Genomic DNA, 17,016 nt, shown 5'->3' with positions numbered 1-17,016 from the left:
TCTTCGGTGGGAGGTCCGGGTGCGGGGGAGAGAAACTGTGCGGTGGATTCGGCCGTCGGGACGCCCACCCGGACCGGCCGGCGCGCGTCGTTCCGCGGCGCTCGCCCTGCTCCTGCTGGCCACCGCGTTCGTCCCGGGGCCGGGCTCGGCCGGTGCCGCCCCCGCCGTGCCCGTTCCGCCGGACCCGTGGGTCACGCCGGCGACCGTGCACGAGGCGCTCGACCCGGGCGGCTCGACCAGTGTCGACAAGTCGGTTCGTACACCGGCGATTCCGCCGAAACCCGAGGTCGTCCTGCTGGTGGACGGCACGGGGAGCATGGAGAAGCCCATCACGGACGTGCAGACGAACCTGTCGGACATCACCCAGAAGGTGCTGGCGGAACAGCCTGAGTCGCGATTCGCCGTCGCCACTTTCGGTGACCAGCAATTCGACCCCACGGGGGGCGAATTCGAAGTACTCCAGGGGCTGACGGACGACCTCGCCAAGGTGCAGGCCGGCGTGAACAAGCTGACGACGGACCGGGGCGCCTACAGCATGGGCCCGTCGGAGGACTGGATCAACGGCCTCTGGCAGATCGCCAACGGAGCCGGTGGCGAGACGGTATTCCGCGAGGGTTCCAACCCGGTGATCGTGCTGGTCAGCGACGCGTCCAGTCACTCACCGAGCGCCGGCCACACCATTGACGACACGATCTTCGCGCTCCAGGACAAGGGCGTCCGGGTGGTCGGCGTCGACGTGGACAGCGCGCTCGGTGACGGGCTCAACGGCACCGGCAACGCGCACAACCCCGACTACCCCGACCAGGTCGAGGACCCGCCGACCAAGGCGGGCCAGGCCACCCGCATCATCGAAGCCACCCAGGGCCGGCTGCTCGAAGGCATCCAGGGCGACCAGGTCGTCCAGGCCATCGTCGACGGCATGGACAACCTCCCCACCTCCGTCGGCCACCAGCTCAGCGACTGCAGCCCCTACCTCACCGTCGCCCTCGACCCGCCCACCCGCCGGGTGACCAGCGGCGACACCGCTCACTTCGCCGAGACCATCGACGTCGCGGCCGACGCCCCGCAGGGCGCCCGGCTCACCTGCACCGTCCAGTTCCTGCTCGGCCCGCAGATCCCGGGCACGGACAGGCTCGCCCCTACGGCCGCGCCCGACCCCGACTTCCAGCAGAAGATCACCATCGACGTGAACGACGTCGACGCGCCGCTCGTCGCCGTGGACGACCGGATCGCCAGGGCGGACGACGAGGACGGTACGAGGATCAGCTACTGGGCGACCGCCAGGGACGCCCAGGACGGCCGCCTCCCCGTCAGCTGCACCCCCGCCTCCGGCTCCCTCTTCCCGATCGGCTCGACCACGGTCACCTGCACCGCCACCGACTCGGCGGGCAACACCGCCACCGACACCGCCGTCTTCGAGGTGCTGCCCCCGCCACCGGCGCCGCTGCCCCCGCCACCCGCGACGGACGTCGCCGTCAAGGCCGACCTCAGCCCGGACCGTACGTACATCGGCCGCCGGACCCGTGCCGGCTTCACCGTGACGAACGCCGGCCCGGACACCGCCAGGGACGTCGTCGTCGCCACGAGCTGGCCGAAGCCCGGCAAGGCGAAGGACCGCACGCTGACCTCCCTCAGCCGCTGCACGGCCGCCGCCCCCTGCACCATCCCGCCCGGCGGCCGGATCGAGGTGACCCAGACCGGCACGTACCGCGAGGCGATCACCGGGAACGTACGCGCCACCGTGAGCGGCATGCTGGGCGACCTGCACCCCGTCAACAACCAGGACACGGAACGGCTGCGCGTCCTCAGGCCCTCCCTCACCGTCACCCCGCAGGTCGCCAAACCCGGCCAGCCCGTCGTGGCACGCGGCAAGGACTACCCGCCGGGCGAGACCGTACGCCTCACCTGGAACACCGGCATCACCGCGGACCGCACCGGCGTACGCGTGGGCCGCGACGGCACCTTCGAGGTCCAGGTGCTGGTCCTGCGCAAGGACACCCTCGGCCCCCGCGTCCTGCGCGCGGACATCACCGGGCTCCCCCGGCTCCAGAAGCCCGTCCTGGTGGTCCAGCGCAACCTGCAGCCACCGGACTTCAAGGGCCGTACGTGAGAGGGGCGGGCACCAGATGATCCACGAGGTGGACGACGTACTCCGCACCCTGATCCGGGCGGAGGTGCTCGGCGGCGGCCAGATCACGGTCGTCTTCGACGCCCCCACCCGGGAGTGGGCCGCCAAGGTCAACGCCCCCATGGTCAACCTCTACCTGTACGACATCCGCGAGGACATGCGGCGGCGTGAGCGCGGCCTGCACAACGAGTACGACGAACGCGGCGCCGTCGTGGCGCGGCGCCGCCCGCCGCGCTACTTCAAGCTCTCGTACCTGATCACCGCGTGGACCAAGCGCCCCGAGGACGAACACCGGCTCCTCTCCTCCCTGCTCGCCTGCCTCCTCGCCTACGAGGCCCTGCCCCCCGAACGGCTCGCCGGCTCCCTCGCCGAGATCGGGGCCGCCGTCCCGATGTCGATCGCCCTGCCCCCGCCGGAGGACCGCTCCTTCGCCGATGTGTGGAGCGCGCTCGGCGGCGAGCTGAAGCCGTCGCTCGACCTGGTGGTGAGCGTGCCCGTGACCGCCTCCCCGACCTACCCGGCGGGCCCGCCGGTCGGCGACGAGGGCCTGCACGCACGGTTCGGCGACATGCCGGACCCCCCGGAGCCGGTACGGGGCGGTCTTCCGGTGTACGGGAGCCGCCCGGGCCGCCCGGAACGGGAGGCGCCCGCGGCCTCCCCGGCGCGTCGCGGTCTCGGGCTGCGGATCACCGAGAGGCGCCCGGCCGGTGACGCCGCCCCCGTCGTCGAGGAGGACCCCACCGCATGACGACCCCGGGCCGCCCCGACGACGACCTGAACCTGCGCCACCTGCTCGCCCGGGCGACCGCCGTCGAGCAGCGCGTCCGCCGCGCGGTGGAGACCCGGCAGCGCACGGACCCGGACCCGGAGGACGCGTTCCGGGGCCTGTATCTGACGGACGAGAACATCGCGCGGCTGCTGGACGAGGAAGCGGCGCGGGGCTTTCCGGTCCCGGTGGGGGAGGAGGACGGGCCCGCCGGGCCCTCCCGGCTCACCGCCCTGGAGGCCGACTTCGGGCTGACCCCGCTCGACACCGAGATCCTGCTCATCGCCCTCGTACCCGACCTGGACGACCGCTTCGAGGCGTTCTACGGGTACCTCAACGACGACGTGACCCGGCGGCGCCCGTCCATCGGCCTGGCCCTCGGCCTGTGCGGGGTGTCCCCGGCGGACGCGGTCGCCCGCGGCCGGCTGGCGGCGGCCGCCCCGCTGCGGGACGCCGGGCTGCTGCTGGCCGAGGACCTGGACCGCCCCTTCCTCAGCCGGGCGCTGCGCGTGCCGGACCGGGTCACGGCGCATCTGCTCGGCGACGACACGAGGGATGCGCGCCTCGCGGACCTCACGGCGCCCTGGGAGGCGGTCGGGGGTGTCGGCGACCCCGCGGCTCTGGCCGGGGTCCTGGCCGGCGGCGTCCCCCTGGTCTATCTGAGCGAGGACCAGGGCGGTGCGGGAACGGCCCTGGCCGCGGCGGCGCTGGAACGGGCGGGCCGGAAGGTCCTGGGCGTTGACCTCACCCACCTGGTGGCCGACCCCGCCCCCGCCGACGCCGTACGGGCCCTCGTCCGCGAGGCCCGGCTGACCGGGGCGGGCCTGGTCTGCGCGCCGCTGGACGCGGTGTCCCGCGAACACCCGCACCTGTTACGCCTGCTGACGGCCACTCCGGTGCCGACGGTGATGGTGGGCCGGGTGCCGTGGGACGCCTCCTGGTCCGTGGAGCCGCCGCTGCTCGTGCACGCCCCGAGGGTGGAGCCGTCGGCGCGTGGCGCGCTGTGGAGCGAGGCGTACCGGCGTACGGGCTCCGGCCCGGTGCCTGCCGGCGTCGACCCGGACCACCTCCTCGCCCCGTTCCTCCTCACACCGGAGCAGGTCACGGGCGCCGCCCGCAGCGCCGCCCAGACGGCCCGGCTCGACGGCGGGACCCTCACCCCCGGCCATGTGCGCCAGGGGGCCCGCGCCCAGAACGCGGCGGGCCTCGACCGCCTGGCCCGCCGCATCGAACCCACGGTGACCTGGGACGACCTGGTCCTCCCGCCCGACGCCCACGCCCAGCTCCGCGAACTGACCGCCCGCGCCCGGCACCGGGACCGGGTGCTGGGGGAGTGGGCGATGCGGCCGGGCGGGGGCCGGGGGCGCGGGGTCTCGGCGCTCTTCGCGGGCGACTCCGGCACGGGCAAGACTATGTCGGCGGAGGTGATCGCGGCCGACCTCGGTCTCGACCTCTACACGGTCGACCTGGCGACGGTGATCGACAAGTACGTGGGCGAGACCGAGAAGAACCTGGAACGCATCTTCACGGAGGCCGCGGGGGTCAACGGGGTCCTGCTCTTCGACGAGGCGGACGCGATCTTCGGGAAGCGCTCGGACGTGAAGGACGCGCACGACCGCTACGCGAACGTGGAGAGCGCGTACCTCCTCCAGCGCATGGAGTCCTTCGACGGCCTCGCGATCCTGGCCACCAACCTGCGCGCCAACCTGGACGACGCCTTCACCCGCCGCCTGGACCTGGTCATCGACTTCCCGGTCCCGGACCCGGCCCAACGCCTGGTGCTGTGGGACCGCTGCCTGGGGACGGTCCTCCCCCGGGGCGCGGACCTCGACCTCGCCTTCTGCGCCGAGAACTTCGAGCTGGCGGGAGGCAACATCCGCTCGATCGCGGTGACGGCGGCGTACCTGGCGGCGGACACGGGCGGCGCGGTGACGATGGCGACGCTGATCCACGCGGTCCAGCGGGAGTACCAGAAGCTCGGCCGCCTGACGCTGGCTTCGGAGTTCGGGCCGTACATGGGGTTGCTGACCTCCTGACCGAGGGGGCGGCCCGGACCCGTACGCGGGTGTCACCCTTGCGCGGAAGGGGCCGGGGAGCCACCGTGGTCGGAGCCGGGCTGCCGATGCCCGGCGGGGCCGAGCCCTACGGCGACGGGAGTTGGCGTGACCGAGTTGTCTGTTCTGCCTGAGGGAGTACTGCCCCACACGCTGTACGGCGAGGGCCCGCACAAGGTGATCGCGGTGCACGGCTGGTTCGCCGACCGCTCGGCGTACGACCCAGTGGTGCGCGACCTCGACCCCGGCGCCTTCCAGTACGCCGTGGCGGACCTGCGGGGCTACGGCGAGGCCAGGGGCGTCGCCGGTTCGTACACGACGGCCGAGGGCGCGGCGGACGTGCTCGCGCTTGCCGACCGGCTGGGCTGGGAGCGCTTCTCGCTGATCGGCCACTCGATGGGCGGCTCCGTCATCCAGCGGGTGCTGGCCGCCGCACCGGACCGGGTGCGCCGGCTCGTGGGCATCTCGCCGGTCCCCGCGTCCGGACTGCCGCTGTCGCCCGAGCAGTGGGAGCTGTTCTCCGGTGCGGCGGCGAGTCCCGAGAACCGGCGGATCATCCTGGACTTCACCACGGGAGGCCGACGTCCGGCGGCCTGGCTGGACCGCATGGTCCGGCGCTCGGTCCGGTGCAGTGACGAGCGGGCGTTCCGCGCCTGGCTGGACTCCTGGGCGGGCGAGGCGTTCCACGACCGGATCGAGGGATCGCCGGTCGAGGCCCTGGCGATCGTGGGAGCGCTCGATCCGGCCCTCTCCGCCGAGGTGCAGCGGGCGACCTGGATGCGGTGGTTCCCGCGTGGCGCGCTGGTCGAGCTGCCGTCCTGCGGCCACTACGCGATGGACGAGGCGCCGCTCGACCTGATCCGGGTGGTGGAGGACTTCCTGCGGGCGGACGGGGCCGACGGCGGGGCGACGGCGTGAGCGAGCCCGTTCTGCCCGGGGCCGTGCCCGACGTGTTCGACCCCCGGCAGTACGCTCTCGGCGTCCCCCACGACCGCTACCGCCGGCTGCGCGACCACCGGCCCGTCGCGTGGCAGGAGGAGTACGAGGTGCTGGGCTGGCCGGCGGGCCCCGGCTTCTGGGCGGTCACCCGGCAGGCGGACGTGGTCCGGGTCCTGCGCGACTCCTCGGCCTTCTCGTCGTATCTCGGGGCCACCCAGATCCGCGACCCCGACCCGGACGACCTGCCGTTCATCCGCCGCATGATGCTGAACCAGGACCCGCCGCACCACCGGCGGCTGCGCGTCCTGGTGAGCCGCGCCTTCACCCCGAAGCGCATCGGCCGGTTCGAGACCGTCGTCCGCGAACGCGCCCGCGCGCTGCTGAGGAGTGCGGTGGCCGCGGCACGGGAGGGTGACGGCACCTGCGACCTCGTCAGCGAGGTCACGGACGATTACGCGCTGCTCAATCTGACGGACCTGCTGGGCATCCCGGCCTCGGACCGGGGGCTGCTCCTGCACTGGACGCGGCGTGTCATCGGCTACCAGGACCCGGACGAAGCGGGCACACCGCAGCGCGGTCGCGCGGGTGAGGCGGTCAACCCGCGCTCTCCGGCGGCCCTGCGCGACATGTTCGAGTACGCGCGGTCGCTGGCGGCGCACAAACGCCGGAGCCCCGCCGACGACGTGATGACGGCGTTGGCCACGGACCCCGAACTGACTGCGCCGGAAATGGAGATGTTCTTCTTCCTGCTGGTCGTCGCGGGAAACGACACGGTACGCAGTGCGGCACCCGGCGGAATCCAACTCCTGGCCACGCACCCGGAGGAGTACCGCCGACTGCACAACGCCGAGGTGGACATGACGACCGCCGTGGACGAACTGCTCCGCCGCCACCCGCCGGTCCTCACCTTTCGGCGCACGGCCACCCAGGACACGACCCTGTCGGGCACGCGCATCCGCGCCGGTGACAAGGTCGTTGTCTTCCACGCCTCGGCCAACCACGACGAACGGGCCTTCCCCGACCCCTTCACCCTGGACCTCAGCCGCACCCCCAACCCCCACGTCTCCTTCGGCGACGGCCCTCACGTGTGCCTGGGTGCCCACTTCGCCCGTCTGCAACTGCGCGTGCTGTACGAGGAACTGGGCCGAGCCCTGCCTCCAGGCACCCTCGGGCCGGCAGCCCCACCGAGCCGCCTGCTGTCGAACTTCATCAACGGGCTGAAGTCGCTCCCGGTGCGGGTGGCGGACGTCTGAAGGCTTCGAGACAAGCGGAGAAGCCATTGCGGCATCCGCTCGATAGCGGTGACGGCGGCGTACCTGGCGGCGGCCAAGGGGGCGCGGTGACGATGGCCACGCTGATCCACGCGGTGCAGCGGGAGTACCAGAAGCTCGGCCGACTGGCGCCGGCGTCGGAGTTCGGGCCGTATCTGGGGTTCTTGACTCAGAGCTCCTGACGGATGTCTTTCAGTCGTTCCCGGGCTGTGGCTCCGGGTTCGTCAGGCGGAGGCGTTCGGCCAGCCTGTCACGCAGACCGGAAAAGTCTTCGGTGAATTCTTGGTCGAGGAAATTTAGCCCTTCACGCAGGTACGGCATTGACGCACGCATTCCATAGTTTTCCGGATCCGGGGTGGCGAAGAGATATTGCCAATCGTAGAGACCTCTCGTGAGCAGCATGTTGTCCAAGTAGCTGCTGTAACTGATGTCGAGCAGAGTGGCCCCCTGCCGAAGATCGCAGTACCAGACCTCCGGGGAGTTCTTATTTTCTGTGAACCGGAGTGCCGAGTACGTTCCCGTTCCCCCTACGGGATGTGTTTCGAAGACCCTCAGTTCCTCGATGAGTTTTCCCATTTTTGAGGCGGGATCGAAGGATGACGGTTGCGGGCCACGGACGACAGCCTCGGCCATGTGCATGATATGGAACTCTCCTGCGATTTTATCGAACGGTTCACGCGCCCGCCAGGAGAAGAAGAGGTTGGAATAGCGGTGAAAATTCCTTTTCAGCTCATCGGACGGTGACGCTTCCTGGACCATGCGCATGATGTTGAACGCGTCCTCGGGGCGTTTCATGTAAATGGCTATGGGGCCACGATCGTATTTTTCCGTCTGAATGGACGCGCATGCTTGAACCTGCTCGACCGTCTTGCGTAGCCTTGCTTCGAACTCTGTTTCCATGACGTCCTTCGATCTGGGGCCTGCGAGGGAAGAAAATGTCAATCGAACCTGAGCCGCTGCGTGGCGTCGGCATCGGTGAGTTGCGTCGTGAGGTGCGGAAACTTTTTGATCGCGTCAGCCAGGTCGGCGAGTGGAGTTGTTTTCACTAGATTTCTTATGGCTTTTGCGTCCGGCCTTGTGATCCCCAGGGAACTGAAGACGGCGTACTTTGCTGTCGGCAGGTTGATCCGGAGCACGTGGTGTGGTGCCGGTTCGAACCTCAGTCGCTGAACCGTCTGAGCGTTGGTCAGTTGTGCCGTGAGGTGAGGGAACTTTGCGATGGCGTCGCTGAGGTCGATCAACGGTCGGCTTTTCACGTACTTCTTGATCGCCTCGGCGTCCGCATCGGCGATGCCGAGGGACCTGTACACGGTGAACTTGACCCCCGACATGTTGATGCGCAGCACGTCCTGGTTCAGGGGTGCGGGGGGATCCTGAGTGTCCGAGAATGAACTGACACCGTTGCCCGGCCGGGGCGCGCGTTCGGTCCAAGTCCCGCCGGTGTACTCGTAGCCTCCCCATCTGACTGCCAGTGATCTGGGGAAGCCGGGGTGGTTCGGATAGTAGTCGACGTTCACGTCGTACCACACCATGCGCTCAAGTGAAGGGCTTGTTGCTCCCTTGTTGAGTGACTTCATGGCCGGGTTCTCTATGGCCCACAGGAAGAGTGGATTATTGACAAAGCCTCGCGCGGGAACCAGGTTGGAGTCGGTTGCGTCACCTCCCAGAAATGCGGGAAGCAGGTGCATTTTCACCCATGCGTTATTGTCGGCGGATGTGTTGTAGGTTTCGGCTACGTTCCATCCCGTCAAGGTCGCGCCATTGTATGTTCCTGCTTCGCTGCCGTGCTTGATGTCTTTGTCGATATACCTTGCCTTGAACGGCCGGGCGAGAACTCCATTTTCGAACGGCGGGAGCACGGGAGGGGGAAGCGGGGGTGTGGCGCCTGGCCTGTGGGCCAAGAGGGCGGCCAGTGCGGAGAGAGCTTTCAGTAGGTCTTCGTACGCGGACTGCTTGGCTCGTGATTGCCCGGGTAGCGCGACAAACGCCTTATTGAGATCTCTTACTTCTTTTTCCTTCTGCTTGACGCGGTCGAGAGCGGTTTGTGACGTGCTGTCGGCGCCGGCCCCTGCGGTGTTCAGTTCGGTCTGCCAATCGTTCATGTACTTCGTAATATCCTGAGGTGAGCTGTGGACGACCAGTCCGGCGTCCGCGTTCCTTCCGTTGAACAGAACCTTGTGACTCTCCTTGTCGAGCGATTCGAAATTTTTCTTCGGGATCGGGTACGAAGCAGGAAGGTTCTTCCCATCCTCTCCACCCTTCTTGTTATCCTTACCCTTTCCCTTCCTTCCCTTGATCTTGTTCCACAGGGCCTTGCCCTTTTTGGCGATGAAGTCGACGATCTTGTCGATCGCTCGGTTCACCGGGCGCGACACCGCGTGGAAGACGCTCTTCACCTTCGCGGCCAGGCTGCCGATGCCCAGCAGGGATGCGAGGAAGCCGATGAGCAGCGGGACGCTCGCGGCCAGGGCGGTTTCGACCATCTTGGGGACGCCCGCCTTGCCGCCGTTGGCTATCGCGACCACCGCGTCCAGGACCGAGTTGACGAACTCCACTATCTGGGCGCCCTGGTTCACCACGAAGGTGACGATGTCTATGATTCCCTTGACCGCGCGTACGAAGGCGGAGGCGGGGTTCAATAGGGAGAGGATCCAGGTGATGCCGGCGATGATGACCGTCGGGATCAGGTATGTCGTCAGCTTTTCCAGGATCGTGGACTTGAGGTCGCCCGCCTCTTCCTGGATTTCCTTGACCGCGCCCGCCGGGCCCTCCCGGGCGATGTTCTGGGCGACCGGGACCGAGGACTCGACCGCCGTCATCGCCTCGTCGGGGACGCCCTTGCGGGTCACCCGGGCCCGGATGTTGGCCCAGGTCAGGCCCAGCAGCGAGCCGATGAGCTGAATGATCCCCTTCATGTCGAAACGCTGCGGGAGTTCGAGGCCCGCCTTCACCGCGGTGCCGAGCAGCCAGGACACAAGCCCGGTCTTCAGGTGGTCGGCGATATTCGTGACGAAGAGGTTCAGGCCCGCGCCGACGGCCGACACCAGGTTGCCCAGGAAGCCGATGGGATCCTTGATGATCTTCATGATGGCGCCGGCCGCCTTGGCGAGGATGCCGAGCAGCAGGTTCTTCAGCTCGTTGATCGTCTTTATCGCGCCGACGATCGCGTCCTTCGCCTTGTCTATCAGCCCCTTGTTGGCCTCCTGGAGCTTCTTTATCTCCTCGTCGACCTTGTTGAGCGCCGCCGTGTATTTCTGGGCCAGGTCCTGGACCAGCTGCTCCGACTTCTCGTTGACCGTCGCTTCCAGGTCGTCGAACTTTCCCGCGAAGTCCTTCGCGGCCTCCTCGCCGAACTGCCTCAGATCAGCGGGGAGTCTGTCCACCTCCGCCTTGAGCTCGCTCCGCCCCTTAGCGATCCGGGCCTTCGCCTTGCCCAGTTCGGTGCCGATGATGTCGGCGACCGACGAGATCACCGTCTGCATCCGGGACACGTACAGCTTGCGGGCCTCCTGGTAGAGCTCGTTCGCCTCTTCGGGCAGACCCGCGAACTTGTCCTTCACCCATCGGGCCTTGCCGGTCCAGCCGGAGTACCGCTTGTCCTTGTACTTCTTCATCCGGCGCTTGTGGTCCGCCGTGAACGCGTCCCGTGCCGCCTTCTCACCGGAGGTGAATGCCGCGTCGACCTTCTTGTCCAGGCCGGACAGCGTCGCCTCGACGTCCTTCTTCGTGCCGTCGTAGACCTTCTGGAGCTTCGCCGTGACCTCGGCGCGCTTCTTCTCGTCCTTCGACTTGGTCTCGCCCTTGCCGCCGTCCACCTTCTGTCCGGCCTGCGCGCGCGTCGCGGTCAACGTGCTCATCGCGGCGGCGCCCGAGGCCGCGGCGCCCGCCTTCGCGGCGGACAGCTGCCGGCTCTCGGCCGACCTTCCCTTCGCCGGGGCCTTCGCGGAGTCCGCCTCGGCGGTCTTCTTCGCGCTGAGCGCCTCGTTGAACTCGGGCTCGTTGCCCTTGGCTAGCTGCTCCTCGGTGACCTCCGCGTCCGCCATCGCCTTGTCGTTCTGCGCGGGCCCCTCGGAGAAGTCCGTGACCGACGCCGGCTGCTTCTCGGGGATGGCGGCCGCCGCGGACGGCGCCCCCGGATTGCCGGGCGGCTGGTCCGGGGTCAGCGGGGTGACGGGTTTGTCCTTCGCGGCCGACGTGTCCGGCGGGGCCTTCGTCGCCGTGTCGATGTCCTTGGCCGACGCCTCCTTGCCGTCCGAGACCTTGCCGTCGACCTCCGCCTTGACCCGCTCCGCCTTGCCGGACTTGGAGAACTTGTCTGCGTCGTCGAGGTTCTTCGGGGCCTGCGCGTCGATCGCCTTGTTCACCGCGTCGATGAACGCCTTCTTGTCGAACTCGCCCGGCTTCGCGGCGTTCATCTTCTCCGCGTTGGCCGCCTTGCCCTGCGCCTCCTTGTCGTCCGGAGGCGCGACGGCGGCATCCTGCGACGCCTTCGACTCCGTCGCGGCCGGCCGGTGCTGGGCCATCCGCTGCTTCTTCGCCGCGATGTCCGCCTTGACCCCCCGGAAGCCCGGCGCCTGGGCCGGCGACGGCTTGACGGGGGCCGTGTAGCGCTGGGCGACGAGACGGGAGACGGCCGCGTTGCCGGCCGCCCGTTGCAGCCGCTGGAGACCGCGGCGGTCCGGCGCGGGGGCGGGGGCGGGCGTGGGCGCGGGCGCCGCGTCCGTACGGGGGGCGCCCGCACGGGACCCGGCGGCGGGAGCGGAGGGCGGTTTCTCGGGACCCGCCTTCATACGCCACCTCCCGCCAGTACAGCCGCCCGCACACGGTGGTCAGCCAGGCTGCCGGGCCTCCCCGGAGCGGAGGGAGGACCGGTGGGACGGGGGAGGGGCAGGCCCGTGCTGTGCACCCGGCGACATCCCCTTGCCTCTTAGGGCAGCCGCCCCTGCACGCCGGGGCGGCCGACTATCCGTTCCGGGTGATCGCCGAAGTGGCGAGAATCGCCGGTGTTCCCCGGTCGGGCAGCGGTCGTGCGACGGGGTGGCAAGCACGTCGAGGAGCACATCGAGGAGAGGCCCATATGCCGTCGTACCTGTCCCCGGGCGTCTACGTCGAAGAGGTCGAGTCCGGTTCCCGGCCGATCGAGGGGGTGGGCACTTCGGTCGCCGCCTTCGTCGGGTTCGCCCAGCGGGGCCCCTTCGACGAGCCGACGCTGATCACGAACTGGAGCCAGTTCGTCAGCACCTTCGGCGACTTCGTGGACGGGACGTACCTCGCCTCCAGCGTCTACGGCTTCTTCGCCAACGGCGGCGGCATCTGCTACGTCGTCCGCATCGGCGACGGCACGGACACCGTGGCCGGGGGAGCGGAGGGCGAACTCGCGGCCGGGTCCGAAGTCCAGGTCGGGCCGTACGCCGTCAAGCCGAAGCCGGGCGTGGCCGGCGAGATCAGCGTGGAGGTCGTGGAGGCCGAGGGCGAGGACCCGCCGTCCGACGTGTTCCAGCTCATCGTGAAGCGCGACGGCCAGGTCGCGGAGACGTATCCGTCCGTGACGACCAAGCGGAGCAAGGAGAACGTCGCCACCCGGGTCAACGCCAAGTCCGAGCTGATCGAGATACGTGAATCGGGGCGCGGCGCCGCCCCCGCCCGCCCGGCGCCCCAGTCGGTGACCCTCGCCCCCGCCGCCCCGCCCGCCGGAAGCGCCGGTGCGCTCGCCCCCGAGGTGTACGTCGGCGACGCCGACCGCCGCACGGGCCTGGGCGGCCTCGAAGCGGTGGACGACGTCACGATGATCGCCGTGCCGGACCTCATGGGAGCGTACGAACGCGGTCTGCTCGACCTGGAATCGGTCATCGCGGTGCAGCAAGCGCTCATCGCCCACTGTGAGTTGATGGGCGACCGGATCGCCGTACTGGACCCTCCACCCGGCCTGACGCCGCAACAGATCCGGGCCTGGCGCACCGACCGGGCGAACTTCGACTCGAAGTACGCCACGCTCTACTACCCCTGGATCAGCGTCGCCGACCCGGCCTCCGGGCGTGCCACCCTCGTACCGCCGAGCGGCCACGTCGCCGGGATCTGGGCACGCAACGACGACTCGCGCGGGGTGCACAAGGCGCCGGCCAACGAAGTGGTGCGTGGGGCGGTCGCGTTGCAGACGCAGCTGACCAAGGGCGAGCACGACCTGCTGAACCCGATCGGGCTGAACTGCATCCGGTCCTTCCCCGGCCGCGGCATCCGCGTCTGGGGCGCCCGCACCCTGGCCTCCGACCCCGCGTGGCGCTACCTGAACGTGCGGCGGCTCTTCAACTACCTGGAGGAGTCGATCCTCGCGGGCACCCAGTGGGTCGTCTTCGAGCCGAACGACGACGCCCTGTGGGCCCGCATCCGGCGCACGGTCTCCGCGTTCCTGGTGAACGAGTGGCGCAAGGGCTCGCTCTTCGGCCTCACCCCGGACGAGGCGTTCTACGTGAAGTGCGACCGGGAGACGAACCCGCCGGAAAGCGTCGACGCGGGGCAGGTCGTGTGCGAGATCGGCGTGGCGCCCGTCAAACCGGCCGAGTTCGTCGTGTTCCGCCTCTCCCAGCTGACCGGCGGGACCGGGGGCGTGGACGAGTGACCGGCCCGTGCCGTCCCTCAGTTCCGTGACCGGCCCGTCCCCGAACCTGGCGTAAGGAGCCTGTGGTGCCACTTCCCGATCTCGACAGTTCCGTCGGGCACTCCTTCGGTCTCGAATTCGACAGCGTCGTCATCAAGCAGATCACCGAGGTCAGTGGTCTGAAGATGGAGCAGGACGTCATCGAGCTGAAGCAGAACACCGCCGACGGCAAGTACGCCATCAAGAAACTGCCCGGCCGCCCGAAGGCCGGCGAGGTCACCGTCACGCGCGGTCTGACCGAGGACAACAGCTTCGAGCGCTGGATCAAGGACTCCCGCTTCGGCCGCATGACGAACGCCCGCCGCAACGGCGCCGTCATCGTGTACGACTACGAGGGGCTGCCGATCAAGCGGTACAAGCTCATCAACGCCTGGCCCAAGTCGCTGGAGATCGGCACGCTCAAGGCCGGTGACACCTCGGTGCTCACCGAGAAGCTGGCGATCACGTACGAGAGCATGGAGCTCGACTGATGCGGCGTACGGTCCAGTTCCAGGCGCCCCTGGAACGGGACACGGGCACCGGCCGGTCCGAGCCGTTGCGGACCGAGTTCGCCTTCGAGCTGCCGCGCGGCTACGTGGACGAGTCGGGCACCGTGCACCGCAGCGGGGTGATGCGGCTGGCGACCGCCCGGGACGAGCTGGTCCCCCTGCGCGACGACCGGGTCCGGGAGAACTCCGCCTACCTCTCGGTCGTGCTGATCTCCCGGGTGGTGACCCGGATCGGGACGGTCGAGGACATCCATCCGGGGGTCATCGAGGACCTGTTCGCGTCGGATCTCGCCTTCCTCCAGGACTTCTACCGCCGGATCAACGCCGAGGGCCACACCCGCGCTGCCGTCACCTGCCCGTCCTGCGACGAGGAGTTCGCGGTGGATCTCGCCGGTGGTCGCCTGGGGGAATCGTGACGTACGCGGCCGACCTGCTCTACGAGGAGGTCGCGTACCTCGCCTATCACTTCCACTGGCCGCTGGACGACCTGCTGGACCTGGAACACCCGGAACGCCTGAAGTTCGTCGCACAGGTCGCCCGCCTCAACGGGCAGTAGCCAGGAGCACGGAGGAGAACGAGGAGCATGGGCCTGATGTCCTGGCTGCGCGGCGGCCGTTCCGCCGACGCCCCACTCCCGCAGCACGCCGGCCGCGGCGGGCCGGACCGGGCGGACCGGGTCGACGTGAGCCGGCTGGAGCCCGTCCAGCGGTCCGTCACGGGCCAGGACCTGCTGACCAACCCGTCCGGCTTCGAGACCGGGTTGACGACACGCCGGAGTCCGGCTCTGGGAACACCGCTGGGACACCTGGTGAGCCCCGAGGCACCCGCCGGCCTGGTACGCGGTGTGGTCGACGCCGCTCCGGGAAGCCCGCCCCCGCCGGTCCAGCGTGCCGTCGACATGCCGATGCCGCCGCGCCCCGGCACGCGGCGCGGCGCGGTCGCCGTCCAGCGGACGTACGGGGATGGTCTGCCGAACCTCACCTCGGCCGGACCGGTTCCGGAGCCCGCCGGTCCGCCCGTACGCCAACTGGTCGGCGAGCAGCCCCTCGTACCCCCGGAGCGGCATACCGAGCCGGTCGGCCCGGCGCCGCACGCGGACGCCACCGGGTCCGACGCCCCGGCACCGGAGGCCCCGCCCGTGCAGCGCACACCCACCGGTGCACCGCCGCAGCCCTCCCCGCCCGCGCCCCCGGCCCCGCCCCGGCGGACGGGCGGACTGGGCGCGCCGCTTCCGGGCCTGCCGCCCACGGCCCAGCGCAAGGCGGTCCGGCCCGCGTCGCCCCAGGTGCAGCGGGACAGCGCCCCGCCGCCGGACCACGTCCGCGCCGCCGGCCCCGCGCCCGGCCCCGGCGCGACCACGGACCCGGACGCCCCCACCGGGACGGAGACCGTGGCACCGCTCCTGGGCGACGCCCCGCTCGGGCCGGACGACGGTGTGCGGGCGCCCGACGCGCCGCCGGAGCGCCAGGAGCCCGCAGCCCCGGTCCAGCGCAGCACCGCCCCGTCACCCGCGGCCCCCGACCGCCCCACCGCGCCCCTGCTCGGCGACCGGCCCCTGACCCTGCGTACGGCCGACGCCCCCGGCGGCACCCCGTCGGTCCAGCGCGTGGCGGACGGCACGGGGGCCGACGACAGCGCACCCGCCCCGTCCCCCTTCGTCCCCGCGCCCCCGGACCCGCCGCCCGCCGTCGCCGTCCGGTGGACCACGGCCGACCCGGGCGCGGGAACCAGGACCGGAGCGCCGGCGGGACCGGCGGCACCGACCGCACCCACCGCCCCGGCGGCACCGTTGCAGCGTGCGGTGTCCCCCGTACAGCGTCAGACGGCTCCGCCCCACGCGCGGCCGGCGTCCGGCCCCGGCCGGGGCCCGCGCGTTCCCGCGTCCGTCCGTGACGCCGGGGCGGTCGCCATGGCGGCCGGGGTGGCCCAGCGCATGGCGGACGGGAGCGTCGTCTTCCCGTCCGCGCCCCGCGACGGCACCTCGCGCCCGGTCGTCCAACGGGACTCGGAGACCGCCGAGGAGCCACCGCCGCCGCCCGCACCCGAACCCGAACCGGAGCCCGGACCCGACCCCGAGCCGCCGACCGAGCAGCAGCCGCCAGCGACGACGGCCGGCTCCACGGGCCCCGACGGAACCCCGCAGCAGCCACCCGTCACCGACGAGCTCGTCCGGGCGCTCTACGCACCCCTCAGCAGACTGCTGAGGGCCGACCTGAGGCTCGAACGCGAGCGGTCCGGCTCCCTCATCAACACCCGCCACTGATCGAGAGGCACGCGCATGGCCAACGCCCCGGACGAACCCGCAGTCAGCGTCTGCTTCGTCGTGACGATCGACGACATCGAACTCGGGTCGTTCAACACCTGTGACGGGCTGGGTTGCGAAGTCGTCCTGGAGACGCGCGAGGAGGGCGGCAACAACGGGCACGTGTGGCAGCTGCCGACCCGGCTGAAGTACTCCAACGTCAAGCTCTCGCGTCCGCTGACCCGGGAGACGGAGAAGGTGGCGCGCTGGTTCGCCACCATGACGACCGGGTTCAGCCGCAAGACCGCGCACATCGAGGCGCGGACCGGCGACGGCCGCAAGGTCGCCCAGTGGGGGCTGCTCGAAGTCGTGCCGGTCCGCTGGACCGGGCCCTCCTTCACCCCGGAGTCGCCCAAGGTCGCGATGGAGACGATCGAGATCGCCCACCACGGCTATGTGATGGAGGGCTGAGC

13 protein-coding genes are annotated in these 17,016 nt (G+C 70.3%); 11 read left to right on the top strand and 2 right to left on the bottom strand.

Annotation, left to right across the window (positions count from 1 at the left end):
* The first annotated feature begins 37 nt into the window (after window positions 1–37).
* The 5 genes from AB0L33_RS14745 to AB0L33_RS14725 all read left to right on the top strand — a co-directional run bounded on the left by AB0L33_RS14745 (window position 38) and on the right by AB0L33_RS14725 (window position 7,140).
* Complete coding sequence (locus AB0L33_RS14745) at window positions 38–2,110, top strand: HYR domain-containing protein (protein WP_365681239.1); 2,073 nt, start codon at window positions 38–40, stop codon at window positions 2,108–2,110.
* 16 nt (window positions 2,111–2,126) lie between these two features.
* Complete coding sequence (locus AB0L33_RS14740; RefSeq protein ID WP_365681237.1) at window positions 2,127–2,876, top strand: DUF4255 domain-containing protein; 750 nt, start codon at window positions 2,127–2,129, stop codon at window positions 2,874–2,876.
* On the top strand, window positions 2,873–4,930 hold the full coding sequence (locus tag AB0L33_RS14735; protein WP_365681235.1) for an ATP-binding protein: 2,058 nt from the start codon (window positions 2,873–2,875) through the stop codon (window positions 4,928–4,930). The genes AB0L33_RS14740 and AB0L33_RS14735 overlap by 4 nt, the downstream gene beginning before the upstream one ends.
* Window positions 4,931–5,074: 144 nt before the next feature.
* Window positions 5,075–5,866: an alpha/beta hydrolase gene (locus AB0L33_RS14730; protein ID WP_365681424.1), complete on the top strand. Its 792-nt coding sequence runs from the start codon at window positions 5,075–5,077 to the stop codon at window positions 5,864–5,866.
* Window positions 5,863–7,140 (top strand): cytochrome P450, encoded by a 1,278-nt coding sequence (locus tag AB0L33_RS14725; RefSeq protein WP_365681233.1) that lies wholly within the window; start codon window positions 5,863–5,865, stop codon window positions 7,138–7,140. Before AB0L33_RS14730 ends, AB0L33_RS14725 begins: the two co-directional genes overlap by 4 nt.
* Window positions 7,141–7,350: 210 nt before the next feature.
* Here the strand turns inward: AB0L33_RS14725 and AB0L33_RS14720 are convergent, their stop codons facing one another.
* Together AB0L33_RS14720 and AB0L33_RS14715 are read right to left on the bottom strand one after the other, a co-directional pair.
* A complete protein-coding gene (locus tag AB0L33_RS14720) occupies window positions 7,351–8,058 on the bottom strand; it encodes a hypothetical protein (protein ID WP_365681231.1) in 708 nt (235 codons plus the stop codon).
* A 38-nt stretch (window positions 8,059–8,096) separates the two neighbouring features.
* The gene (locus tag AB0L33_RS14715) at window positions 8,097–11,948 is read right to left on the bottom strand and encodes a hypothetical protein (protein ID WP_365681229.1); all 3,852 of its coding nucleotides are present in this window, start codon (window positions 11,946–11,948) and stop codon (window positions 8,097–8,099) included.
* 287 nt (window positions 11,949–12,235) lie between these two features.
* Between AB0L33_RS14715 and AB0L33_RS14710 the strand changes: the two genes are divergently transcribed.
* The 6 genes from AB0L33_RS14710 to AB0L33_RS14685 all read left to right on the top strand — a co-directional run bounded on the left by AB0L33_RS14710 (window position 12,236) and on the right by AB0L33_RS14685 (window position 17,014).
* On the top strand, window positions 12,236–13,774 hold the full coding sequence (locus AB0L33_RS14710; protein WP_365681227.1) for a phage tail sheath subtilisin-like domain-containing protein: 1,539 nt from the start codon (window positions 12,236–12,238) through the stop codon (window positions 13,772–13,774).
* 65 nt (window positions 13,775–13,839) lie between these two features.
* The gene (locus AB0L33_RS14705) at window positions 13,840–14,283 is read left to right on the top strand and encodes a phage tail protein (RefSeq protein WP_018099792.1); all 444 of its coding nucleotides are present in this window, start codon (window positions 13,840–13,842) and stop codon (window positions 14,281–14,283) included.
* Entirely contained in the window at window positions 14,283–14,717 is a 435-nt protein-coding gene (locus AB0L33_RS14700) for a hypothetical protein (RefSeq protein WP_365681225.1), read from the top strand. The genes AB0L33_RS14705 and AB0L33_RS14700 overlap by 1 nt, the downstream gene beginning before the upstream one ends.
* Window positions 14,714–14,857, top strand: a complete 144-nt coding sequence (locus AB0L33_RS14695; protein WP_018099790.1) for a DUF6760 family protein — start codon at window positions 14,714–14,716, stop codon at window positions 14,855–14,857. Before AB0L33_RS14700 ends, AB0L33_RS14695 begins: the two co-directional genes overlap by 4 nt.
* 27 nt (window positions 14,858–14,884) lie before the next feature.
* The gene (locus AB0L33_RS14690; protein ID WP_365681223.1) at window positions 14,885–16,564 is read left to right on the top strand and encodes a hypothetical protein; all 1,680 of its coding nucleotides are present in this window, start codon (window positions 14,885–14,887) and stop codon (window positions 16,562–16,564) included.
* Between the two features lie 15 nt (window positions 16,565–16,579).
* Window positions 16,580–17,014 (top strand): phage tail protein, encoded by a 435-nt coding sequence (locus AB0L33_RS14685; protein WP_365681220.1) that lies wholly within the window; start codon window positions 16,580–16,582, stop codon window positions 17,012–17,014.
* The last annotated feature ends 2 nt before the right edge of the window (window positions 17,015–17,016 follow it).

The sequence above is a fragment of the Streptomyces sp. NPDC052299 genome, assembly GCF_040679335.1.
Taxonomy (GTDB): domain Bacteria; phylum Actinomycetota; class Actinomycetes; order Streptomycetales; family Streptomycetaceae; genus Streptomyces.
The sequence above is the reverse complement of the archived record's forward strand: the minus strand, read 5'-3'. Positions and strand labels throughout refer to the sequence as shown.

Excerpts from the sequence above, each read along its gene's own strand:
- AB0L33_RS14735 (WP_365681235.1), top strand. The coding sequence starts at position 2,873 with ATGACGACCCCGGGCCGCCCCGACGACGACCTGAACCTGCGCCACCTG.
- AB0L33_RS14715 (WP_365681229.1), bottom strand. The coding sequence starts at position 11,948 with ATGAAGGCGGGTCCCGAGAAACCGCCCTCCGCTCCCGCCGCCGGGTCC.
- AB0L33_RS14690 (WP_365681223.1), top strand. The coding sequence starts at position 14,885 with ATGGGCCTGATGTCCTGGCTGCGCGGCGGCCGTTCCGCCGACGCCCCA.
- AB0L33_RS14685 (WP_365681220.1), top strand. The coding sequence starts at position 16,580 with ATGGCCAACGCCCCGGACGAACCCGCAGTCAGCGTCTGCTTCGTCGTG.
- AB0L33_RS14700 (WP_365681225.1), top strand. The coding sequence starts at position 14,283 with ATGCGGCGTACGGTCCAGTTCCAGGCGCCCCTGGAACGGGACACGGGC.
- AB0L33_RS14710 (WP_365681227.1), top strand. The coding sequence starts at position 12,236 with ATGCCGTCGTACCTGTCCCCGGGCGTCTACGTCGAAGAGGTCGAGTCC.
- AB0L33_RS14740 (WP_365681237.1), top strand. The coding sequence starts at position 2,127 with ATGATCCACGAGGTGGACGACGTACTCCGCACCCTGATCCGGGCGGAG.
- AB0L33_RS14720 (WP_365681231.1), bottom strand. The coding sequence starts at position 8,058 with ATGGAAACAGAGTTCGAAGCAAGGCTACGCAAGACGGTCGAGCAGGTT.